The organism is Bartonella tamiae Th239 (assembly GCF_000278275.1).
Lineage (GTDB): Bacteria > Pseudomonadota > Alphaproteobacteria > Rhizobiales > Rhizobiaceae > Bartonella > Bartonella tamiae.
Map to the genome: position 1 here is coordinate 1558147 of NZ_JH725147.1, position 22099 is coordinate 1580245.

The following is a 22099-nucleotide window of genomic DNA, read 5'->3' on the forward strand; positions in this document are numbered from 1 at the left end:
TCGGAGTTTTATGAATGGACTTTTTTCAACTCATGAAGCTTAAAAAGCAAGTTAATAATAAATTGCTTTTTATCAAGATTAAAAGAACGCGTGCGTTTGATTTCATCTTCTAATTGCGCCCAATGATGAGCATAAAGATTGGCTTTAGCCATTTCATTGATTTCAATTAAAGCATTTGCTTTTTTAAATATATAAGAAAGGACAGCATTACAAAATTGCTCGTATTGCAACGTGGCTTCACGCGCAGCAAGAACTTGTCCTAAATGTTGCGCTTTGATGGCATCAAACTTTTCTTTGTCAAGAATTTCTTGTAAGGCATGAATAATGTCACCACTACCCATACAAAGCATTAAAGCGGCTTTGCGAACACTCCCCTGTGAGTGATCTATAATATTATGAAGCAAATCTGGAATCGAAACATCAAATCCTAAATGTTCAAGTGAAGACAATAATGCCTCATCTTTAAGAGGATGAAAACGTATGGCATGACAACGTGAGCGTATTGTTGGTAATAAACGTCCGGGGTAATGGGATATAAGTATAAATAAAGTCTTTTTAGGTGGTTCTTCTAATATTTTTAAAATAGCATTGGCAGCATTCCTATTCATATCATCAGCACTGTCAACAATAACAATTCTCCACGCACCATCATGTGATGTACGATGAAGATGATGATGAATATCACGAATATCTTCTACTGAAATGCCATTTTTAAATTTTTCTGTTTTGCTATCAAAACGGCGCGATATATGAATGAGATTGGGATAACTCCCCTGAGCCATTTGACGAAAAACGGATGAGTGCACATCGGGTTTTTGAAAATTTGTTTGCCCATTGGCAATCATATTCCATGCCAATTGAAATGCTAAAGTTGCTTTACCGACACCTTGAGGTCCTTCAAAAAGCAAGGCATGATGCAACTGATTTTTTTGAAGCATATTCGATAAAAAATTTTTAACATCATCATGACCAAAAACATGACTATTTTGTTCTGGAGGAATGACTCCATCAATATCATCATAATGCTTGGGGCTATCTATCAGCATCACGATCTATCCAATGATAAACATTCACCGCATATTTCACTAATTTGCTTTTCTATAATTTTAACATCTTGATTGGCGTCGATTAAACGACATCTATCTTTTTCTTTTTCAGCTATTTTGATAAAAGCATGACGACGTTTTTTTTGTATCATTAATGTATCTTTTTCAAAACGATCTTGTTCATGTTTTTTACCGCGGCGTCGATTAGCTCTCTCCATTCCAATATTTTCAGGAACATCTAATATAAATGTTAAATCAGGTTTATAATCACCAATCACTATATATTCTAACAAGTCTAATTGACTAATTCTAACACCTCGCTCTAAACCTTGATAAACTCGTGTTGAATCCATAAAGCGATCACATAAAACAATTTTACCCATTTTAAGGGCTGGAATAATTGTTTCTTTCAAATGATCCAAACGCGCTGTTGCAAAAAGAATCGTTTCAAACGTTGCACCATAACTTTCACCGGCACCTGACAACAAAACATGCCGCACAGCTTCTGCACCCAAAGTTCCACCTGGCTCGCGTGTAATGACAACATCAAAGCCAAGAGACTCAAGGTTATTTGCTAGGGCTTTTATTTGTGTAGACTTTCCAGCCCCCTCGCCGCCTTCAAAAGTTATGAAAAAACCTTTCACATATATTTCCTTTATCAAATATATTTACTCAACCAACCTAAAGTGAATTCATATAAAGAATCTTTAGCATGACGGATAAGTCCTGTTTTTGCTATATTATTCATCGCAAACAAAGGATGTTCAGTAAAAAGATGCTCCTTAACATAAATTTTTAAACTTCCAATCTGAGTCCCTTTTAAAACTGGTGCCCTAACTGGACCATAATACTCAATTTTAGCCTTTATTGCAGTTAAATCGTTCATTGGCACAAAAATATTAATAGGATATATTGAGAAAAGAGGCACATAAGATTGATCACCCCCAAAAACCTTAGCATATCCAATTATTTCGTTTTTCTCATAAATAAGCTTGCTCTTAAAAGAATTAAAAACCCACGCAGTTAAATTCTTAAATTCAGAAATCACATTTTTATTATTAAACATCCCTTTTACAGCTATGTAATAATGGTAGTCATCTCTTTTGACTGAGGATATAATTGAAATATCACCTTCATTAACAAAACCAAGTCTTAATTCATCTTTTAAATCTGAAGAGTCCACTATAGGATTTTTATTTCGCTGATAAATTCCACTCCAATTGAATGCAGGCTCTTGATAAATACTATAAAACTCCGGATAATGATATTCTATATATCGTGTGAGCTTTACCATATCATAAAGATTGGTTTTTTGTCCTTCTTTTGGTAAACCCGTCGCATTAACAAAGTGCGTATTGTTTAAGTGAAGTTCTTTCGCTCTTTTATTCATTAGAGCAACGAAATTATCTTCGCTGCCACTTAATCCCTCAGCCAAAACGAGTGCGGCATCATTTCCATTGGCAATTGCCATACCTCTTAATAAATTCCAAACTGTAATTTGACTGCCAAGCTTTGCAAACATTGTCGGCTTACGTGAAGGTGCCCCTCCTTTACGCCAAGAATTTTCACTTACAGAAAAAAACTGATCCTTCGTTATATTTCCTAATTTTAGTTCCCTAAAAATAAGTTCAGCTGTCATTAATTTTGTCAATGAAGCCGGCACGAATTCCTTTTGCAAATTGTGTTCGTATAGTATTCCACCTGTATCTGCATCAAGTATGAGAATTTGATGCGGAGTTTTCGATGATATTTGAGTATATCCATAAAGTGGGCATACGATTAAAAAAAATAAATTTAATGGAATAAATCGAAAATGACGCATGGATTTTCCCTTATTTAAAAGAGACTTATCATAGCATTCCTAAAAATATATAAATGGTCGATTAAAATGCTTCATTTATATAAGTAAAAGATTTGACCCATGTAATATCAGCTAAACTTTATTATGATGTGCACAATCATAATATATACAAAAAATGAAACGTTTTTTCAATTTTTATTATATTTCAATATTCATCATCTATCTAATTTTTAAAAATTTATCTTTCAATTATTATGCTTTTTTCATCAAGACCAACAGAATAACTAACTGTTTGTGGTTTGATCAATGACGTCATATTTTGTTCTTCACTCTTATTATAGTGCGAACCAATAAAAACTGTTTGTTGTGTTTCTTGAGGTTTTTGCAACAATATTGGACCGACATCTGGTAATAGTGGCATATCAGACGAAGCATCCGTCAAGAGCGCCGTTGTAGCTTTTTCTGCTTCTGTAAGTGCATTGATCTTATTTTCATCAGCCATTGCTAGCACAAAATCTGGAGAATCCTCCGCTCTTTCATAAGAGGCTAAAAGATAGGCATCATCATGACCATCTATAGGCGCTGGTCCTACATATTCAACTTTAACCTGTGCAACACCACTATCTTTATAATCAAGCATTTTTGCAGCTTTTTGGGATAAATCAATAATTCTATTCTTTACAAAAGGCCCACGATCATTGACGCGAACAATTAAAGATGAATTATTAGTTAAATTTGTTACTTTTGCGTAGCTTGGTAAAGGCATTGTTGGATGTGCAGCGGTGAGATGATTCATATCATAAATTTCACCATTTGCTGTCAATTTACCATGAAATTTTGATCCGTACCAAGAAGCTCTACCAACTTTTGCGTAAGATTCATCTTCCTTTGGATGATACCACGTTCCTTTAATTTTATATGGCTTTCCAACAAGAGCGCGCCCCCCACCCCTTTTCATAGCATTTTTTTGCTGTGTAAATGGTTTTGAAACAGGAATCGCACCGTATTCTTTAGCGGAAATATCTGATGATGAAATCGTCTCAGATTGAGTTTGATTATGTGTCGCACAAGCCGTCAATGCAAACAATGAAAATACTATAAATAAACTGAAAATTATATTTTTTATTTTCGATAATTGACATAATTTCGATTTATTCAACATGCAACCGCCTGTCTATTATTAAAGACCCTATATTTTAATGCTCTATTTTGCAAAACTATCGAGCACAGTCTATAAACCAATTTTTTAAAAATTTTTATCACATAGAGTAACATTAAGAAATATTTAATAATTTATAATGCGAAAAATCAATTTATAGCGTTAATAAATGCATTAATAATCTGATTATGTAATTTACTTTAACTGGCAAATATAAGGTTAGGAAAATCGAATAATTTAAGCTGAATGTATAAGTTTTTGAATAAATACACAAAAATCAACGTTATTAAAATTTTATAGGTTGAAAAGACAGTGCAAAAAAAACTTAAACATATAGGAATGGTGAGCGCGCAGGGATTCGAACCCTGGACCTACTGATTAAAAGTCAGTTGCTCTACCAGCTGAGCTACGCGCTCTCTTATTTGGAATGATTTTCCTACAGAAAGTGCGCGGAACATACGGGCGACTTGTCATTTGGTCAATAGATTTTTTTAAAAAATTTAAAAATAATATTTTCAGCCGACACTTAACGTATTTTTTAACATAATTATTTCATTCATGCATCGATTTTTAAAGTGAGGCGTTTTAAATAACTATAGTTATGAAAGGATTGCACTATGGATATACAGAGACAAATTGGAGAACATTTCGAAGTCATCGGTGCAGATGGCGTACATGTTGGCACTGTAGATCGTGTAGAAAGTGATAAAATAAAGCTTACCAAAAAAGATAATGGTCAGGTCGAGGGTGAGCATCGTTTCATTCCACTCAATCTCGTGGCTGATGTCGAAGATAAAAAAGTAAGACTTTCTGCTAAAGCCGATGTTGCTGTCACTATTGAATCAAAACAATAATGAAAAAAGCGCAATTTTGATTCGCTACCACAATATTTCTTTATCAATGGTAATCCCAGTGAGATCTACACTGGGGTTTTTTTCATGTTACGTTCATCATGCGCATTATTGTGAGGTTTTCATTTAAACAATGCCTGCATACAATATTTTGTATAATCTTATGACGAATTAATGATGTATTTGACCAAATATTATTGATGTTAATCCTAAACTCTGATGTTATATGCAAGCTAGGAACGGAGATCACAATGACCAATTCCTCAAATAACAAGGATGACATTACTGCGGCAATGATTGCTATTGGTGATGAACTTTTATCAGGAAGAACGAAAGATAAAAATATAGGTTTCTTAGCTGATGAATTAACCGTCATTGGAATTGATTTAAAAGAAGTACGAATCATTCCTGATGATGTCGATATTATCGTTGATACGGTAAACTCATTACGCTTAAAATACAATTATATATTTACATCTGGCGGAATAGGACCAACACACGACGACATGACAGCGCTTGCTGTGTCAAAAGCTTTTTCACGCCAATGTATTTATGATAAAAGAGCCGACGATATATTGCGCGCTTATTATAATGATCGCAATGTTGAATATACACAATCACGACGTCTGATGACACGCATGCCAGAAGGCTGCCAAATCATAGAAAATTCCATTTCTGGTGCGCCTGGTTTTAGCATTGAAAACGTCTACGTAATGGCTGGAGTGCCTAATATATTTAAAGAAATGGTTGTCAAGATTCTTCCTCAACTTAAAAAGGGAAAACCTTATCTTTTCGTTTCAATAGCTTGCCCATTTGGTGAAGGTGTCATTGCTGAGCCGCTAAGAAAGATTCAAGAAAACAACGAAAATACCATTATTGGCTCTTATCCTCATTTTGATGAAAATGGCTTTTCTTTAGATCTTATTGTTCGTTCACGTTCAAAAAAAGATTTAGAAAAAGCAGTTTATGAGGTTCGTTCAATGATTAATGAAAAATATGACAATGTATAAATCCCATATGAACTGATAATAATAAAGCGTAAAATTAAAGACTAAAAATTTAAAAATTTTAAATTTAAAAACAATTAGTCATAACAATTTTTTTTGTTTTATAAGCCAATTATAAACACTCAATTGATCTTGTTTTTTTATTAAGAGTCGGTTTAAAACACCTAGCAAATCTATTATTTTTTTAGGAGCTAAAAATGTCACTGCCAGATAAAGCTTTCCCTGTAAGTTGGGATCAGTTTCACCGAGATGCACGGGCATTAGCATGGAGAATTGCAGGGCATAAAAAAGAATGGCGTGCAATGGTTGCCATCACACGCGGTGGATTGGTTCCAGCAGCTATTATTTGTCGTGAACTCGGGATACGTATGATTGAGACTGTTTGCATTGCTTCCTATCATGATTATTTAACCCAATCAGATATGGTTGTATTAAAAGGAATCAGTGATGAATTAAAAGAAAATGGTGGTGACAATATTTTAGTCATTGATGACCTTACCGATACAGGAAAAACAGCAAAGGTTGTTCGCGAGATGATCCCTAAAGCGCATTTTGCAACGGTTTATGCAAAACCACAAGGCAGAGACTTGGTTGACACTTTTGTGACTGAAGTGAGCCAAGATACATGGATATATTTTCCGTGGGATATGGGATATAGTTTTCAAAAGCCTATAGCAGATTCAGATGCAGGCTGATGATGGCGTAAAGTACATATAGATAACTTATAAAAACAATGAAGAATTTAATAGATTTTTAAATATTTGATTATAACCTATTGGAAACCTTTTTATTTAACCAAATCGTTGAAAAAAATCTCAATAAATAACATTATGAGTGAATGTTGAAATAATGAGATATTTTAGCAACGTATATGTTGGACTTTATCCAGTCAAAGATTCAATAAAATTGTAATTTTTAGGATTTAAAAATAAAAAAATATTCAGTCTTTATATGATTGAAAACAATCAATCACTTTTTTTTAATATAAATTTCAGATAATTAACGTGCTCTATCCAATACACGTTTGCATTCTATGAGTTCAAAAAGTGTTTCTTGTAAAAGCGCTTTATCATCTTTCCCGTTTTTATTTTTAGCCTTTCCAATAGGTGCCTCTGCGTCAATTTTCATAAAACTGAAAAGACTTTTTGCAACAGGTTTTTCAGAGTCCTGCTTACTTTCATTTGTTTCTTCTTGAAGTTTTTTTTGTGCAATCGTCTCAATTGCACTAATATCCCCTTTGCCAATAGCGACAATAAAGGCAACACCATTTTCTTTTAACAAACGTTGCACACCTTTAATCGTGTAACCTTGTCCATATAATAATTGACGTATTCCTTTTAATAGATCAATATCGTTTGGTCTATAATATCTACGCCCGCCGCCCCTTTTTAAAGGTTTAATTTGGCTAAAACGTGTTTCCCAAAAACGAAGAACATGTTGTGGAAGATCTAAAATTTCGCCCACTTCGCTAATAGTACGAAATGCGTCAGGGCTTTTATCCATTCCACAACCTCTTTTATATATTATTTTAACAAAAAAATTAAACTATAAATGATGTTCACATTTATCAATGAAGATGATTATACCACAATGACACGAATATTTTATAGTCAAACTATTCTGATCTACCCTTTTTTTGCGCGATGAGAATCAAGAATCCTTTGCTTAAGAACATTAGATGCCTTAAATGTCATAACACGACGTGGAGAAATGGGAACCTCTTCTCCCGTCTTGGGATTTCTTCCAATACGCTCACCTTTATCACGAACATGAAATGTAGCAAAAGACGATAGTTTAACGGTGTCACCTTTTACAATAGACTCACACACTTCATCGATAATCATTTCAACAAGAGCCGCCGATTCCGTTCGCGATAAACCAACATTTTTGCAAATAGCATCAGCTAAATCTGCACGTGTTACCGTTTTAACCATACTAACTTCCACCTCTTAATCTATAAAAAAACTTATAAAGTTTATTTTATATTGGTCAAGCGTGTTCGTGTTACCAACGAATAAGAATTGCACCCCATGTAAATCCACCTCCCATTGCTTCTAACATAACAAGATCATTTTTTTTGATTTTGCCTGCATTGACTGCATGAGCAAGTGCTAATGGTACTGAAGCGGCTGAGGTGTTGCCATGTAAACCTACTGTAACGACAACTTTTTCATCCGCAATGCCAAGTTTTTTTGCTGAAGCATCAATGATACGTTTATTAGCTTGATGAGGGACAAACCAATCCAATTCTTGCGCAGTTAATCCAGTTGCGACAAAACAATCATCAACAACATCGGTAATCATTCCAACGGCGTATTTAAAAACTTCGCGTCCCTCCATACGCAATTTTCCAGTTGTTTGCGTTGTTGAAGGCCCACCATCAACATAAAGCTTATTGACATGTTCACCATCAGAGCGAATCTTTGAAACTAAAATACCGCGATCCTCATTTGTTCCCGTTTGATCGTCCAAAGCTTCTAAAATAACTGCACCTGCCCCATCGCCGAATAAAACACATGTTGACCGATCAGACCAATCTAAAATACGAGAAAATGTTTCAGCACCAATTACTAAAGCGCGTCGTGCCATTTTACCTTGTAAATAAAGATCTGCAGTTGTAAGAGCATAGATAAATCCTGAACAAACTGCTTGAATGTCAAATGCAAATCCATGCTTCATTCCAAGTGCTTGCTGAATTTCTACAGCAGAAGCAGGAAATGTATGATTAGGTGTTGATGTCGCTAATATGATACAATCAATATCATCAATCGTTAAATTTGCATTTTTCAATGCATTTTTAGATGCCTCAACACCTAAGGATACAGTTGTTTCCTTTTCATTTGCTATATATCTTTGTTTAATCCCTGTTCTTTGAACAATCCATTCATCCGATGTCGCCACAATATTTTCAAGGTCGCCATTTAAGACTTTTTTCTCTGGCAGAGCAGTGCCAATGCCGCATATAGCAGATCTGATCATTTAATTTATTCCTTATGCAGCAAAGTACATTTTTATTTAAATATTAAGAGCAGTATTATTTTCCTGTTTCAATAAAACAGGCTTTTTTTGATGAAAATCTCTTAAATCATGAGCGATTGTTTCTAATAATCTATTATTGACCATTTCATAACCAACACGAATTGCCGATGCAAAACCATCAGCATCCGTTCCACCATGACTTTTTATAACAACACCATTTAAACCAAGCAATACACCACCATTCACACGGCCAGGATCCATTTTTTGTTTTAATTGTCGAAATGCACCACGAGAAAAAATATATCCAAGACGTGAAAAAATAGATTTTTTCATAGCATCACGCAATATTTTTGCCATTTGACGCGCAGTTCCTTCAGCCGCTTTTAGTGCAATATTTCCTGAAAACCCCTCCGTTACAACGACATCGACCGTTCCATTACCAATGTCATTACCTTCAACAAATCCTTTATATTCGAGGCCTTCCAAATGGACTTCACGCAACATTAATCCTGCTTGTTTCACTTCATCCAACCCTTTGACCTCTTCAACACCAACATTCAAAAGACCAATGGTTGGACATTGCGTATGATAAAGTGCGCGATACATACCAGCCCCCATAACAGCAAGATCAACCAAATGATCAGCTGACGCGCCAATGGACGCACCAATATCCAAAACAATACTTTCACCGCGCAATGTTGGCCAAACACCTGCAATACCTGGTCTTTCCGCTTCTGCCATCATTCTTAAACAAAAATATGACATAGCCATAAGAGCGCCTGTATTACCAGCAGATACACAAGCATCCGCTTCGCCATTTTTAACCGCTTCAACAGCATACCACATCGATGATTTACCGCGCCCATTTCTCAAAGCTTGACTCGGCTTTTCATCCATACGCGTATAAGTTTCGGTTGGTACAAATGTTGATACAGCTGCTAATTCAGGATATTTTTTCAAAACAGGCTCAACAACTTCAGCAATACCGTAGAAAATTTGATGAATATTAGGAATTTTTTTTTGCGCAATTGCAGCACCAGCAATCGTAATGTCAGGGCCGTAATCGCCCCCCATTGCATCCACAGAAATTCTGATCACACGTCTATGTCCTATAAATTTCAGATTAAACCATCTGTTAGACAAAAAGGCCCCCAGCCGATTTGTCTCAAAACTTTGTTTGAAAATACCGTATTTACGTCATCATACAACACTTAATTTATAAACAAAAATTTATTTCAGCTTTTTCAGTGCTGCAAAAGGTGAAATTTTATCCATTTCATCGATTATTTCAATTTTATTTTTCCAGTTGAAATGCTGTTTACGAGGATAAGGGTCAATGGAAAGTTCAAAAAACTCTTCCAAAACATGGCCCACATCAATTATATCACCCGTAAAGATTTCTGGCGCATCAGGACCATCAGAATCCAAAAAAAGCTCACCACTTTCATCTACGACATCAGGCTTTACCAACCGTGAATCTTGTGGAAGAAAAATAGTTTCAACTTTTTCGTGAAGTGTACTTTCAACGGGTTCAAGACTGACAACGCAATGCTGTGTAATTTTAGCTTTAAAAAAACCTTTAACACGAACACCCCGTTTTTTCCAAGGAAGAATTTTAAGCTCACTTTCAAAAAATTTGACATCAATTAAACCGTGGTTTTGTGCCAATTTATTGCATTCGTTTTCATGGGCAGACAAATGAACATTGTACCCCTTTAAGGGAAGAGAACGTACATGAATACTATAACTCAACCCGTCGTTTTTCGTATTAAATATTTTTTTTTCCATCTTACTCTTAAATAATTCACCCAATACACTCTATCCAATAAATATTTTTATCATCTCATTATTAAAAGATTCTACTGATTTTTTAACGATGAATTCATTTTTTCAATACTAAGAATTTATTCCAATTTTAAAATGGTCATTTTACAGTCATAATTTTGTTTATTCTTTCGTTCAGATCAATCGTGATTTTTTTATAATTAAATATTTTGGATTAAGATAATAACTCAACCTATTCAATACAATCTCTTGCAAACTTGTTAAAGGTAGTTTAGGCAAGAGACAGAACAGGAGAGTTTCCTCCACCATATTAAAATGGAGATGTCATTGTTTCATATGTTCCGCGTAAATAATCAAGCTAAGTGTGCATTGCTGATTAGTTTGATGACAGCCACTGCAATGGCGATAACTGCATGTTCATCAACAGACATTCTCAATACAAGTTCAACCTATACGGAAGGCTATGTATTGGATCAAGCAGCTTTGGACTCAGTACCTGTCGGATCAAGCCGTGATCAAGTTCTTCTTGCTTTAGGGTCTCCATCATTAACAGCAATTTACGATAATGAAGTCTTTTATTATATGTCGCAAACTCGTTATCGCGGCGCACAATTTATGAAGCCTAAAATTATAGACAGAAAAATTTTAGCGATTTATTTTAATAAGGACGGACAAATTGAAAAAATATCCAATTATGGACTGCAAGACGGTAAATTATTTGATACAATATCTCAAACCACACCAACAGGTGGAAGAGATCAGTCTTTCTTATCTCAATTAATTGAAGGATCTGCAGGCACTCCAAATCTACCAACGATTGGTAGATAATTTTAAATTTTTTAATACCCATAATTTTAGCGCCATTTGGCGCTAAATTTTTTTAAATACTAGAAAATAACCAAATGATATTATAGGCTGCATAAAATAGATTTTATGTTACGTTACTCATGCTGAGCGTAGATCTTTAGCCAAACGGTCTAAAACAGCATTGACAAGACGAGGCTCTTCACCATCAAAAAAAGCTTTTGCAATATCAACATATTCATTAACAATAACAGCAACAGGAACATCCTTCCGGCTTTTTATTTCCCATAAACCCGCTCGTAATATCGCACGAAGTGTTGAATCTATGCGTGATAAAGGCCAATCTTCAGGTAAACGCTTTCTTATAAGCGGATCTAATGTTTTTTGCTCTTTGACAACTCCAGAAATTATAATACGAAACCATTGAGGATCAGCATCAAGATATTGATTGCCATCAACCTCCTGTCCCAAACGAAACGCTTCATATTCAGCCGCTGTTTCCATAACACCAGTGCCTGCCACATCCATCTGGTAAAGTGCTTGAACAGCAGCCAATCGTGCAGCACCGCGTTTATTTGCTGTACGCACGAATTTTTGTTTTACACTGGATGTATCAATCAAAATTAACTCCAAACTCTTTTTTTAAAGCAATCATGCGTAACGCCGCATGACTGGCAAATCCGCCTTTGTTTTTTTCATCTTCTTTAGCGCGCGCCCATGCCTGTTCTTCATTTTCAACAGTTAGAATACCATTTCCGATGGCCAATCGTTTGTTTATACTTAACTCCATAAGAGCACGAGATGATTCATTTGCAACAATTTCAAAGTGATATGTTTCACCACGGATCACACATCCAAGTGCAACATACCCATCATAATGATTTTCACTTTTATGTGCATATGCAATGGCTGCTGGAATCTCAAGTGCACCAGGCACCGTTATGATGTCGAAACTTGCATGAGCTTTTTGTAAAACTTTGGTTGCACCAGTAATGAGAGAATCAGATAATGCATCATAAAAACGCGCCTCAACTATTAAAATATGAGGTTTTTTATGCTTTTCTTTAGCCATGTTTCACTTCCTCTTCTCAATCAAGAATAAAGAGGCGACAAAAGAGTCGCTTATCTTTTTAATACTTTTTTTAATGATCTAAATGAGTTTGTTCAAAAGCGAAAGATCGTTTTAAATTTAAATAGTAAAAATATAAAAGAAAAAAGCGCGACGTTATATATTCTATAATGATTTATTTTATTCTTTATAACCAGATAAACGGGCTGCATAACGGGCAAGTTGGTCAATTTCAATATTGACAAAGTCGCCTTCGCAAGACGTTCCCCATGTTGTCACTTTTAGAGTATGACGAATAATTAAAATATCAAAAATATCATCACAGACTTCATTAACCGTCAAAGATGTACCATTTAGGGACACTGATCCCTTACGAGCAATGAAAGGGGAGAGTTCTTTTGGCACTTGCAAACGAAACCGCTTTGCATCTCCCTCATGTTGAGTTTCAATAATCTTTGCCAATCCATCAACATGCCCAGAGACGAGATGTCCTCCCATCTCATCACCAAGCTTTAAAGAACGTTCAAGATTTATTTTTGTGCCTTGAGTCCAATGATCAATTGTCGTCAAGCGCATGGCTTCTTCCCAAGCTTCAACAATAAAAAAAGAAAGATTTTCATCATATTTATCCGTTTCCACAACGGTTAGACATATTCCTGCGCAAGCAATAGAGGCTCCAATTTCTATCGTATCTGCATCATAATGCGTTTTGACTTGAATACGTTTTCCTTCATTTAATGAAACAACAGATTCAACCGTACCTATATCCGTGATAATTCCCGTAAACATTTTGTGTCACATCTCCATTCACTATAACAATCCTCATCAAATCGCGCTTCATTGATTTTTTTAAAATCAATCAATATGTTATCAAAATCGGGGGCTTTTATAAGCTTCCCACCCAAATTTAAGTTACTTTGAAAAAGATTAATTTTATCAACCAAGTGATCATTAAGAAAACTATAAGCCGTATATGTGCCACCTTCAATAAGAAGACTACTTATATCTAGAGAAGACAGTATACTCAGCATATCTTCTGGCATTATTTTATTATCTTTTTTTGGAAAGAAAAATAACTTTACATCCTTTTTTTTAAGTATGTTTGCGACTTTTGATGAAGATGATTCTTCGTAAGAAAATACATATGTTGGAATTTCATGTGCTGTTTTTATGATATGACTGCCTAATGGGATGCGCAAATGAGGATCAACTATAATACGAGCGGGCGAACGATTTGACAAACCAGGCAAACGACACGTTAATTCAGGATTATCAGCAATAATCGTTTTAACACCAATCATAATGGCATCATTTCTGGCTCTTAAAAGGTGATTATATGCATGACTCATATGATTACTAATTTTGACATGCCCCTTCCCTATCAACCCAATACCACCATCGGCTGAAACAGCCATTTTTAGAGTAACTTCAGGACGATGATATATTTTGCGGATCAAATATGCACTGAGAGTTTCAAATGCTTGATGAGTTTGAATATGCTTGGTTATAGAAATGCCAGCATTTTCTAAAATAGCAACACCTTGCCCATTAACACGTTTATCAGGATCCAAAAATGCAATAACAACGCGTTTAATTCCAGCATTAACAAGTGCATATGCGCATGGAGGTGTTTTTCCATAGTGAGCGCATGGCTCAAGAGTAACATAAGCAGTTCCATCTTGAGCTTGAGATCCTGCCATTTCGAGTGCCTGCAGTTCGGCATGCGGACGACCTGATGGCGCTGTTACACCATGTCCAACAATTTTTTCATTATCCTTTGAGACGATAATAGCACCGACTGAGGGATTTTGCGCCGTTAATCCGACGTTCCAATTTGCCAACCGAATGGCAGCTGCCATATAGCGCTCATCTGCTACTTTATGTGTCATTTTTATAGTTATCTATAATATTTTCACCATCAGAAATTTCATCAATCACATTGTGAAAATCACTTGCAGTACTAAAATTACGATAGACTGAAGCAAAACGAATATAAGCAATATCGTCGATACCTTTTAAAGCTTCCATAACGAAATGTCCAATTGACTCCGAAGTGACTTCTGGCTCTCCTGAGCTTTCTAACTGTCGCACAATGCCAGAAATTGCTCTTTCAATACGTTCTTGGTCAAGATCACGCTTTCTAACTGCGATCTCAACAGAACGCATAAGTTTATCACGATCAAAAGCGACACGACGTCCACTTTTTTTTACAACCGTGATTTCACGCAACTGAACACGTTCAAATGTTGTAAAACGTCCTCCACAAACTGAACAATTACGGCGTCTTCTAATAACTGAACCATCTTCTGCTGGTCGAGAATCTTTCACTTGCGTGTCTTCAGACTGGCAATACGGGCAACGCATAAGAGGCTCCTAAAATTTATGAACCTAAATAAGAATAAAGTGGAAAACGTTCTATCATCTCTTCTACTTTTTTCTTGACGCCTGCTTCAACAGCACTATTTCCCTCGTCAGAATTTGCAGTTTTCAATCCATCAAGAACCTCAGAAATCAAAGCACCTATTTCATTAAACTCATCTGTTCCAAATCCACGTGTTGTCGCAGCGGGCGTTCCCAAGCGTACACCAGATGTTACAAATGGTTTTTCAGGATCATATGGAATACCATTTTTATTACATGTAATATTTGCTCTTCCCAAAGCACTTTCGGCACGTTTTCCTGTTGCATTTTTAGGTCTCAAATCTACCAACATCAAGTGATTGTCCGTACCTCCTGATACAATATCAAGTCCATGTTTCTTTAAACTTTCAGCCAGTGTTTTTGCATTGGCGACAACATTGCTTGCATAGGTTTTAAAAGACGGTTGCAATGCTTCCTTAAAAGCAACTGCTTTTGCGGCAATAACATGCATTAAAGGTCCACCTTGTATTCCTGGAAACACCGCAGAGTTTATTTTTTTAGCAATAATTTCATCATTGGTTAAAATCATTCCCCCACGAGGACCACGCAATGATTTATGGGTTGTCGTCGTCACAACATGGGCATAAGGTACTGGTGAGGGATGAACACCGCCAGCAACCAATCCAGAAATATGAGCCATATCGACCATCAAATAAGCGCCAATTTCATCCGCAATTTCACGAAAATGCTTCCAATCCCAAAAGCGAGAGTAAGCTGTACCACCGGCAAGGATAAGTTTAGGTTTTGTTTCTTTTGCAATACGCGCTACCTCATCCATATCTATTAATTGGTCTTCTTGACGCACACCGTAAGAGACAACATTAAACCACTTGCCTGACATGTTAACAGGTGAACCATGTGTTAGATGTCCACCTGAATTAAGATCAAGTCCCATAAATGTATCACCGGGTTGTAATAGAGCAAAAAACACAGCTTGATTCATTTGGCTGCCTGAATTGGGTTGCACATTAACAAATGAAGCACCAAACAATTTTTTTGCGCGTTCTATTGCAAGTGTTTCTACGATATCTGCAAATTCACACCCACCATAATAGCGTTTACCTGGATATCCTTCAGCATATTTATTGGTCATTACAGAACCTTGCGCTTCTAATACTGCGCGCGAAACAATGTTTTCTGAAGCGATCAGCTCTATCTCATGACGTTGGCGAACGAGTTCACCACGAATAGCATCAAAAATCTCAATATCAGCTGTTTGAAGGTCATCATTGAAAAAATGCTTTTGGTTTGAGTTTACTTGGTCGCTCATGAGATGGATCCTATAAATGTAAAAAATTATAATAATGCAAATAACACAGCAAAGCTCCACAACCAAATATTTTGTGCATTATTCCACACCGTCTAAAATTTTGGTCTGTACTTATTTGTCAGTTTCATATTGACTTCGAAATATCGTATGAAATAAATTTTTCTATAAATTTGTGACAGCTTGACATTGCGATAAAATCTGCATCAAATATATATAATATTTATTTAATTTATGAAATTAACACACCATATTTTTATTATATTCTTTTATCAACAAACGAAAAAAATGAATGCTTTTTGGTACTTTTGATAATCTCTCATCTCTAATATAATAACAAAATATTTTTCTCTTGTAATTTCATATCTTTTGTCCTTAATATTATTCTTTGATGAAGCTGTTCCTCTTGTCATTAAACAAAAGAAAAAATAACGTTGTTCTAAGTGAAGGTCATTTTATGAAAACACCATTAACAGTTTTTATCGACGGTGAACATGGAACAACTGGACTAAAAATAAGACGTCTTCTTTCTAATCGTTCAGACATTAATCTTTTGACCCTTCCGCATGATGAACGTCATGATTTATCATCTCGTTTAGATAGGCTCAATACAGCAGACATTGCTATTTTATGCTTACCAGATACTGCTGCAAAAGATACAATCAATCAGTTAAGTACCAATATAACAACACGCATTATTGATAGTTCAAGTGCATTTAGAACCAATCCTCATTGGGTCTATGGTTTTGGTGAAATGACAACTGGACAAATAAAGCGGATTGCAGATGCACAATTTATATCAAATCCCGGCTGTTATCCAACGGGGGCCATTAGTCTTATTCGCCCGCTTAGAGAAGCAGGAATAATAGATGAGGATTATCCAATTTCGATCAATGCTGTTTCTGGTTATTCAGGTGGTGGCAAGCAACTTATAGAGCAAATGGAAAATGCATCAAAAGATGATGCAATCGCTGCAAACTTTTTCACTTATAGTTTAAATTTGCAACATAAGCATACTGCTGAAATCAAAAAACATGCACTTCTAAAAAACACTCCTTTATTTCTTCCAAGTGTCGGACGTTTTGCCCAAGGTATGATTGTTCATTTACCATTACACAAAACACTCTTCAAAAAATCTGTAAAAATAGAAAATTTATATGAGATATTTTTAAATCATTATGCAAATCAGAAAATTATCTCGATTTCCACACAACAAGAAGCCTTAGAAATAAATCGTCTTGATCCAGAAATGATGTTAAATACGGATAAAATGAAAATTTATATCTTCGGAAATGAAAAAGAAGGAATATTCAATTTAACTGCTGTGCTTGATAATCTTGGTAAAGGTTCATCTGGCGCTGCAGTACAAAATCTTAATCTGTTGTTGGGTGCATGAGCATTTTAAAAATTTATGGTTAAATAAAAAAACTTGAATTCCAGAATTTATAAATTATGATTATTGACTTATTTATTCGTTGGTAAAGGATATGCACCTTTAGTTGCACGCCAATGGCCAACCGCAAAACATAATATAACAAGTGCAAATGCTTGATGAATAAGCCCCCAACTTATTGGAACTTCTGTCAACAATGTGATGATACCAAAAATTGCTTGAGCAATTATCATAAGCAAAAAGATCATAGCACGACGTGCATGCGTCGTATGTGATGCAAATTTTTCAACAAATACTGCGTGAAACAAGACAGCAATTAAAAGAAAATAGGCAAAGAAGCGATGAATAAATTGTACCGTTAAACGATTTTCAAAAAAATTGCGCCAAATAGGATCATCAAGCATTAAGCCATAAGGAATAAATTGTCCATCCATAAGCGGCCAAGTGTTATAGACTTTCCCAGCATGTAGCCCCGCAACTAAAGCTCCAAGATAGATTTGAATCAACACGAAAAATACCAGCCAACCAGCAAAACTTTGTATACTTTTACTCGCTGGTTTTTCTGAATACCACACTAAACCTCGCGCTACATATGTAACAAAAACAACCACAAAACAGGCTGTTACTAGGTGAATTGCCAAACGGTATTGGCTTACACTGGTTAGATCACTTGCTCCAAGCCCTGAAGCAACCATCCACCAACCAATAGCACCTTGAACACCAATGAGTAAGGGAACCGTAATTAACTGGGGTAAAATTAATTTTTCAATCTTTTTTGTTATCCAAAAATAAACCAGACCTAACAGAGCAACGAGACCAACCAACCGTGCTAATATGCGATGCGCCCATTCCCACCAAAAGATATTTTGAAATTGATGAAGTGTCATTCCTTGATTAATAAATTTATATTGAGCAATTTGTTGATATTTCGAAAATTCTTCTTGCCACTGATCGTGCCCTATTGGAGGTATAACACCGTGTATAGGCTTCCATTCCGTTATAGAAAGTCCTGATCCAGTCATACGCGTTGCACCACCAACCATAACAATTGCAAGGCATAAAATTAAGATTCCATAAAGCCAAATACGAATGGCTCTACGATTAGCTATGATTTCAGGTGCAATATTTACAGTTTGATTGGCAAAAAGCATAATTTTAAAGAGACTCAATTTATAAATTTTCGGTCACATTTTTTATAATTCATTTTACTTAAATTGTACGATTAAAATACTAAGAAAGATGCGGCAAGCCGTCACAAGCTCTTTCTTTAAAATAACAATTTAACCACAGGCTTTTCATTTTTTTGATCAAATTCATACATCCATTGATCCGTTTCTTTTTTTGCTTTTTGTGCAATTATAATACAATCGCTTAGATTGAAAAAAGCCTCCATAGCATAAGGAGGAGGAGTTTCGATAACAAATAATATCTGATCATAAGTTTCATTTATTTTTTGAATAAGATTTGGAATATCATTAATAAAACTACTTACAAGCTCTGATTGAGCAAGGCCTTGAGGTAAAATATCCACATCGGTATCATAGTCATGATAGATAACTTCAGAAAGTTGTGCTTCCTTCGTTAAAACGTCAACAAAACCACGATGAAGACCAATTAATTTTTCTATTTCTTTTGAACATATATCAACAATTAAAATAGAGTTTTGCTCATTTTTTAAACGAAAAGCAATCTGTGCGGCTCCTTGAGCTGCCCCCTCTCCTACAAAAAGAACTTTATGCGCTTTCAATTTTGCTAAAAGGGCGAGAGTTTCATCCACTGATACGACTTTTATAGAAAAACCAGGATCGTTTTGATGATCTGATTTTTGATCACTTAGTTGACGATGAGCACGTTGATAACGTCTTTTAACATACCATTTTTCGATAAACAGAGAACCAAACCATAAACCAACAAAAAGTGCTAAAGACGAACCAAAAAGTAAATATTTATAAGTTAAAAACACTGATTGATATTTAAAATTAATTGGATTTTTCTGAACAATACGAAATTTGTTCATCGCAATTGCTGCATCCAGTTTGTATGTTTTTTTAAAATTTGAAAATAATGTATCAAGTTTTTTCTCAATATTTTCAAAAATACACTCAATTTTACGTCTATCACCTCTGATTTCTATAAACTCTTTGCGAAAATCAATTTCTATATCACTTGCGATCTGTCGCTTAGAATAAAGCCTTTCCACAGCAAGTGTTATAGCTTTACGTTGCTCCTTTTCAAGTGTCTGCTTTTCAGCTTTCATGGCTTGTATTTGTGGATTATCATCTGCAAGTTGGGTCTGCATATGTGACAATTGTTGATTCAATTGATTAAGTTTAACAGTTAATTGAGAAACAATTTTATCATCGGATATGAGTTCAAGAAAAAGTGGCGAACGATTTTCAGATAAACCATTTTCGAGGGTTTTGACCGCTGCATCGTAAAATATTTTTTTGCTTAAAACTTCAAAATATAACGCATATTGCCTATTTATTTCTGACGAATTTGGATGTGTACCAACTGCATTATCCATATCTTTTTTAAATTCATTTATAAGATCTTTGATTGCTTTATAAAGAATGGAAAGCTCTTCTGATGAATCACTTTGATGTTGAATAATATTAAAATTTTGAACTTGTTTATCAATAGCCTTAAGCCATGCTGTCAAACCATTTTCAGCTTTATCTTTTTGAAAATCAAAAAAAGACAAAACAATTCCATAATCGCTTTTTGAAAGACTGATCGAGTTGTAAAAACGCTGTTTAGTAAAAGCACTTACCTGCTCATTAAAATAAGCTACGGTATCAAGAAAAACCGCATCCGAAAGAAACAAAGCGGTAATTTTTTCATAATCTTCCTTTTTTAAAGGCATTTTGGAAATGTTTTCAACATTTATAGTTGTTGTCGCTTCAACCTGTTTAGGCTGTGACACCATATAAATCCAAACCAATGAACACCAAAGACAAGTGAAGAGCAAAACTAACAGCAAATTTTGCGGTATAAAAGATCTTATAAAACGATCATATTTTACTGTTATTGTCATTGAATATCATCTAGCACTTGTAACATAGCCTACAGATAGATGAAATGATTAACTATATCGTTAATAAAAGAAAATTTCTTTTAATTTTGAATGGCTTCACTGCTCATTCAAATGGCAGTATCAAAGGCAAGCTCTTTTGAGCCATCCATATGATAAATATCATCCCGAAATTGAGTAGCCCCCTTGCCCGTGGCCCATGCCGAAATATAAACAAAATGCAAAGGGATAGGATCTGAAATATTGATTGGCGTGTTTTGTCGTGATGCAATAACAGTTTCCATCTTTTGTCGATCCCAATTCGGAGTATTTTTTAAAATCCATGCATTTAAGTCACGGATGTTTTGTATTCTCACACAGCCCGATGAATCAAAACGCATAAGATTATTAAACAAGGTTTGTTGCGGTGTATCATGCATATAAACGGCATAGGGATTTGAAAAATTAATTTTTGTCGACGACATCGCATTAATTTTACCAGGATCTTGGCGAAACATTAGACCAACAGCTTCATCGCTATTCCAATTAACATTTTCAGGCGAAACTTCTTGACCTTTATTATTATAAAGATGAATATTATTATCCGTTAAATACGATGGTTGTTTTTGCATTAATGGAATAATATCTTTACGTATGATGGATTTTGGAACCGTCCAAAATGGATTCAATATAATCTGATTAATTTTAGAATCTAATATAGGTGTTTGACGATCAATTTTTCCTACGATTGCCGTATGACGTTGAACGACAGCAGCATTTTCAATTGCTTCGATCTGCGCAGCTGGAATATTGACCATAACAAAGCGATTTTCTCTCGAAACTACTTTAACTTTATTCGATAAGCGTTTATAATTATTTTTTAATTGCATAAGTCTTATCGAAGCATCAACATTTAAAGCCTTATACGTTGTCGTTCCAACCAAACCATCTTCAGGCAAGCCGTGACGAGCCTGAAATCGTTTAATCGCAGTCTCAACGTAAGTATCGAATGACTGTGAAGAACTTACATTGTGATCCAAGTCACCCGATACGATTAATCTTTGACGTAAAAGTGAAACAGATGGGTGAATCATACCTAATCGCATCGTTCCTTGTTGCGATGGAACGATTGGCCAACCACCATGGCTCACAATATCTTGATATTGCAAAATAGAATTGTGCGTTTCAGTCAAACATGGTTGACTGAGAACAGGAATATTTGATGACACAGATAATGCAGTATTTGTTGCAACATCGAAATCTTCTTCCCAAAGCCCTCGCCTATTATCTACAAAGAGATTCAAATTTTGTGCCCGCGCTGTTGCAGGTACCAAAACTGAAGCCATACTTATTGAAAGCAAAGATTTTAAAATAAGACGACGATTATATCGATTATTTTTGTCTATTTTCAAAGGATTGTCAGTCATAGGCATGTTCCAATTTGTCATACTGTGCATTTATAAAATCATTCAATACAAAGATAATGATAAGATATTACTATTTC

Annotated in this window: 23 protein-coding genes and 1 tRNA gene; 5 read left to right on the forward strand and 19 right to left on the reverse strand. The window is 35.2% G+C overall.

The genetic code is table 11. The features are described 5' to 3' along the window. Nucleotides 1-8: 8 nt before the first annotated feature. The 5 genes from ME5_RS07035 to ME5_RS07055 all read right to left on the reverse strand — a co-directional run bounded on the left by ME5_RS07035 (nucleotide 9) and on the right by ME5_RS07055 (nucleotide 4422). Nucleotides 9-1046, reverse strand: coding sequence for a DNA polymerase III subunit delta' (locus tag ME5_RS07035; protein ID WP_008039720.1), 1038 nt, complete (start codon nucleotides 1044-1046; stop codon nucleotides 9-11). After that, entirely contained in the window at nucleotides 1046-1690 is a 645-nt protein-coding gene (tmk, locus tag ME5_RS07040; protein ID WP_008039721.1) for a dTMP kinase, read from the reverse strand. Before tmk ends, ME5_RS07035 begins: the two co-directional genes overlap by 1 nt. 14 nt (nucleotides 1691-1704) lie before the next feature. After that, on the reverse strand, nucleotides 1705-2868 hold the full coding sequence (locus tag ME5_RS07045) for a D-alanyl-D-alanine carboxypeptidase family protein (RefSeq protein WP_008039723.1): 1164 nt from the start codon (nucleotides 2866-2868) through the stop codon (nucleotides 1705-1707). A gap of 217 nt (nucleotides 2869-3085) precedes the next feature. Beyond that, on the reverse strand, nucleotides 3086-3934 hold the full coding sequence (locus ME5_RS07050; RefSeq protein WP_425338815.1) for a septal ring lytic transglycosylase RlpA family protein: 849 nt from the start codon (nucleotides 3932-3934) through the stop codon (nucleotides 3086-3088). A gap of 412 nt (nucleotides 3935-4346) precedes the next feature. Next, nucleotides 4347-4422 (reverse strand) — tRNA-Lys (locus ME5_RS07055). A 201-nt stretch (nucleotides 4423-4623) separates the two neighbouring features. On the opposite strand from ME5_RS07055, the gene ME5_RS07060 reads away from it, so the two are divergent. The 3 genes from ME5_RS07060 (at nucleotide 4624) to gpt (ending at nucleotide 6559) form a co-directional block, all read left to right on the forward strand. Beyond that, nucleotides 4624-4860 carry a DUF2171 domain-containing protein gene (locus tag ME5_RS07060; RefSeq protein ID WP_008039727.1) on the forward strand — a complete coding sequence of 79 codons (237 nt, stop codon included), beginning with the start codon at nucleotides 4624-4626 and terminating at the stop codon, nucleotides 4858-4860. 248 nt (nucleotides 4861-5108) lie between these two features. Continuing rightward, entirely contained in the window at nucleotides 5109-5867 is a 759-nt protein-coding gene (locus ME5_RS07065; RefSeq protein WP_008039730.1) for a competence/damage-inducible protein A, read from the forward strand. 194 nt (nucleotides 5868-6061) lie between these two features. Continuing rightward, a complete protein-coding gene (gene gpt, locus ME5_RS07070) occupies nucleotides 6062-6559 on the forward strand; it encodes a xanthine phosphoribosyltransferase (RefSeq protein ID WP_008039732.1) in 498 nt (165 codons plus the stop codon). Between the two features lie 304 nt (nucleotides 6560-6863). Here gpt and ME5_RS07075 read toward each other — a convergent pair whose 3' ends face one another. The 5 genes from ME5_RS07075 to ME5_RS07095 form a co-directional block, all read right to left on the reverse strand. Then, nucleotides 6864-7367 (reverse strand): MerR family transcriptional regulator, encoded by a 504-nt coding sequence (locus ME5_RS07075; RefSeq protein WP_008039736.1) that lies wholly within the window; start codon nucleotides 7365-7367, stop codon nucleotides 6864-6866. A gap of 122 nt (nucleotides 7368-7489) precedes the next feature. Further along, the gene (locus tag ME5_RS07080) at nucleotides 7490-7798 is read right to left on the reverse strand and encodes an integration host factor subunit alpha (protein WP_008039737.1); all 309 of its coding nucleotides are present in this window, start codon (nucleotides 7796-7798) and stop codon (nucleotides 7490-7492) included. Nucleotides 7799-7868: 70 nt separating this feature from the next. After that, a complete protein-coding gene (locus tag ME5_RS07085; RefSeq protein WP_008039738.1) occupies nucleotides 7869-8843 on the reverse strand; it encodes a beta-ketoacyl-ACP synthase III in 975 nt (324 codons plus the stop codon). 36 nt (nucleotides 8844-8879) lie between these two features. Beyond that, nucleotides 8880-9941, reverse strand: a complete 1062-nt coding sequence (gene plsX, locus ME5_RS07090) for a phosphate acyltransferase PlsX (protein WP_008039740.1) — start codon at nucleotides 9939-9941, stop codon at nucleotides 8880-8882. A 132-nt stretch (nucleotides 9942-10073) separates the two neighbouring features. Continuing rightward, complete coding sequence (locus tag ME5_RS07095; RefSeq protein ID WP_051016469.1) at nucleotides 10074-10631, reverse strand: DUF177 domain-containing protein; 558 nt, start codon at nucleotides 10629-10631, stop codon at nucleotides 10074-10076. Between the two features lie 381 nt (nucleotides 10632-11012). Between ME5_RS07095 and ME5_RS07100 the strand changes: the two genes are divergently transcribed. Further along, on the forward strand, nucleotides 11013-11456 hold the full coding sequence (locus ME5_RS07100; protein ID WP_425338814.1) for an outer membrane protein assembly factor BamE: 444 nt from the start codon (nucleotides 11013-11015) through the stop codon (nucleotides 11454-11456). Nucleotides 11457-11573: 117 nt separating this feature from the next. On the opposite strand, the gene nusB is transcribed toward ME5_RS07100, so the two are convergent. From nusB to glyA, 6 genes are all read right to left on the reverse strand, one after another. Further along, on the reverse strand, nucleotides 11574-12053 hold the full coding sequence (gene nusB, locus ME5_RS07105) for a transcription antitermination factor NusB (protein ID WP_008039745.1): 480 nt from the start codon (nucleotides 12051-12053) through the stop codon (nucleotides 11574-11576). After that, nucleotides 12046-12504, reverse strand: a complete 459-nt coding sequence (locus ME5_RS07110) for a 6,7-dimethyl-8-ribityllumazine synthase (protein WP_008039748.1) — start codon at nucleotides 12502-12504, stop codon at nucleotides 12046-12048. Before ME5_RS07110 ends, nusB begins: the two co-directional genes overlap by 8 nt. A 177-nt stretch (nucleotides 12505-12681) precedes the next feature. Then, nucleotides 12682-13290, reverse strand: coding sequence for a riboflavin synthase (locus ME5_RS07115; RefSeq protein WP_008039750.1), 609 nt, complete (start codon nucleotides 13288-13290; stop codon nucleotides 12682-12684). After that, nucleotides 13263-14390 (reverse strand): bifunctional diaminohydroxyphosphoribosylaminopyrimidine deaminase/5-amino-6-(5-phosphoribosylamino)uracil reductase RibD, encoded by a 1128-nt coding sequence (ribD, locus tag ME5_RS07120; protein ID WP_008039752.1) that lies wholly within the window; start codon nucleotides 14388-14390, stop codon nucleotides 13263-13265. The genes ME5_RS07115 and ribD overlap by 28 nt, the downstream gene beginning before the upstream one ends. After that, the gene (gene nrdR, locus ME5_RS07125; protein ID WP_008039758.1) at nucleotides 14380-14865 is read right to left on the reverse strand and encodes a transcriptional regulator NrdR; all 486 of its coding nucleotides are present in this window, start codon (nucleotides 14863-14865) and stop codon (nucleotides 14380-14382) included. The genes ribD and nrdR overlap by 11 nt, the downstream gene beginning before the upstream one ends. A 16-nt stretch (nucleotides 14866-14881) precedes the next feature. Continuing rightward, nucleotides 14882-16192, reverse strand: coding sequence for a serine hydroxymethyltransferase (gene glyA, locus ME5_RS07130; RefSeq protein ID WP_008039759.1), 1311 nt, complete (start codon nucleotides 16190-16192; stop codon nucleotides 14882-14884). A 454-nt stretch (nucleotides 16193-16646) separates the two neighbouring features. Here glyA and argC point away from each other — a divergent pair, with 454 nt between their 5' ends. Next, nucleotides 16647-17585 carry an N-acetyl-gamma-glutamyl-phosphate reductase gene (argC, locus tag ME5_RS07135; protein WP_008039760.1) on the forward strand — a complete coding sequence of 313 codons (939 nt, stop codon included), beginning with the start codon at nucleotides 16647-16649 and terminating at the stop codon, nucleotides 17583-17585. A 68-nt stretch (nucleotides 17586-17653) separates the two neighbouring features. Here the strand turns inward: argC and ME5_RS07140 are convergent, their stop codons facing one another. From ME5_RS07140 to ME5_RS07150, 3 genes are all read right to left on the reverse strand, one after another. After that, on the reverse strand, nucleotides 17654-18733 hold the full coding sequence (locus ME5_RS07140; protein WP_008039761.1) for a COX15/CtaA family protein: 1080 nt from the start codon (nucleotides 18731-18733) through the stop codon (nucleotides 17654-17656). 116 nt (nucleotides 18734-18849) lie between these two features. Next, nucleotides 18850-20511, reverse strand: coding sequence for a hypothetical protein (locus ME5_RS07145; protein WP_008039762.1), 1662 nt, complete (start codon nucleotides 20509-20511; stop codon nucleotides 18850-18852). Nucleotides 20512-20726: 215 nt separating this feature from the next. Continuing rightward, nucleotides 20727-22028: a L,D-transpeptidase family protein gene (locus ME5_RS07150; RefSeq protein ID WP_425338829.1), complete on the reverse strand. Its 1302-nt coding sequence runs from the start codon at nucleotides 22026-22028 to the stop codon at nucleotides 20727-20729. Nucleotides 22029-22099: the final 71 nt, after the last annotated feature.

What these genes read in the sequence shown, in the direction of transcription:
- ME5_RS07035 (WP_008039720.1), bottom strand. Translation starts at nt 1,046, where the DNA reads ATGCTGATAGATAGCCCCAAGCATTATGATGATATTGATGGAGTCATT.
- ME5_RS07045 (WP_008039723.1), bottom strand. Translation starts at nt 2,868, where the DNA reads ATGCGTCATTTTCGATTTATTCCATTAAATTTATTTTTTTTAATCGTA.
- ME5_RS07060 (WP_008039727.1), top strand. Translation starts at nt 4,624, where the DNA reads ATGGATATACAGAGACAAATTGGAGAACATTTCGAAGTCATCGGTGCA.
- ME5_RS07065 (WP_008039730.1), top strand. Translation starts at nt 5,109, where the DNA reads ATGACCAATTCCTCAAATAACAAGGATGACATTACTGCGGCAATGATT.
- gpt (WP_008039732.1), top strand. Translation starts at nt 6,062, where the DNA reads ATGTCACTGCCAGATAAAGCTTTCCCTGTAAGTTGGGATCAGTTTCAC.
- ME5_RS07075 (WP_008039736.1), bottom strand. Translation starts at nt 7,367, where the DNA reads ATGGATAAAAGCCCTGACGCATTTCGTACTATTAGCGAAGTGGGCGAA.
- ME5_RS07080 (WP_008039737.1), bottom strand. Translation starts at nt 7,798, where the DNA reads ATGGTTAAAACGGTAACACGTGCAGATTTAGCTGATGCTATTTGCAAA.
- ME5_RS07085 (WP_008039738.1), bottom strand. Translation starts at nt 8,843, where the DNA reads ATGATCAGATCTGCTATATGCGGCATTGGCACTGCTCTGCCAGAGAAA.
- ME5_RS07095 (WP_051016469.1), bottom strand. Translation starts at nt 10,631, where the DNA reads ATGGAAAAAAAAATATTTAATACGAAAAACGACGGGTTGAGTTATAGT.
- ME5_RS07100 (WP_425338814.1), top strand. Translation starts at nt 11,013, where the DNA reads ATGACAGCCACTGCAATGGCGATAACTGCATGTTCATCAACAGACATT.
- ME5_RS07110 (WP_008039748.1), bottom strand. Translation starts at nt 12,504, where the DNA reads ATGGCTAAAGAAAAGCATAAAAAACCTCATATTTTAATAGTTGAGGCG.
- ME5_RS07115 (WP_008039750.1), bottom strand. Translation starts at nt 13,290, where the DNA reads ATGTTTACGGGAATTATCACGGATATAGGTACGGTTGAATCTGTTGTT.
- ribD (WP_008039752.1), bottom strand. Translation starts at nt 14,390, where the DNA reads ATGACACATAAAGTAGCAGATGAGCGCTATATGGCAGCTGCCATTCGG.
- nrdR (WP_008039758.1), bottom strand. Translation starts at nt 14,865, where the DNA reads ATGCGTTGCCCGTATTGCCAGTCTGAAGACACGCAAGTGAAAGATTCT.
- glyA (WP_008039759.1), bottom strand. Translation starts at nt 16,192, where the DNA reads ATGAGCGACCAAGTAAACTCAAACCAAAAGCATTTTTTCAATGATGAC.
- argC (WP_008039760.1), top strand. Translation starts at nt 16,647, where the DNA reads ATGAAAACACCATTAACAGTTTTTATCGACGGTGAACATGGAACAACT.
- ME5_RS07140 (WP_008039761.1), bottom strand. Translation starts at nt 18,733, where the DNA reads ATGCTTTTTGCCAATCAAACTGTAAATATTGCACCTGAAATCATAGCT.
- ME5_RS07145 (WP_008039762.1), bottom strand. Translation starts at nt 20,511, where the DNA reads ATGGTGTCACAGCCTAAACAGGTTGAAGCGACAACAACTATAAATGTT.
- ME5_RS07150 (WP_425338829.1), bottom strand. Translation starts at nt 22,028, where the DNA reads ATGCCTATGACTGACAATCCTTTGAAAATAGACAAAAATAATCGATAT.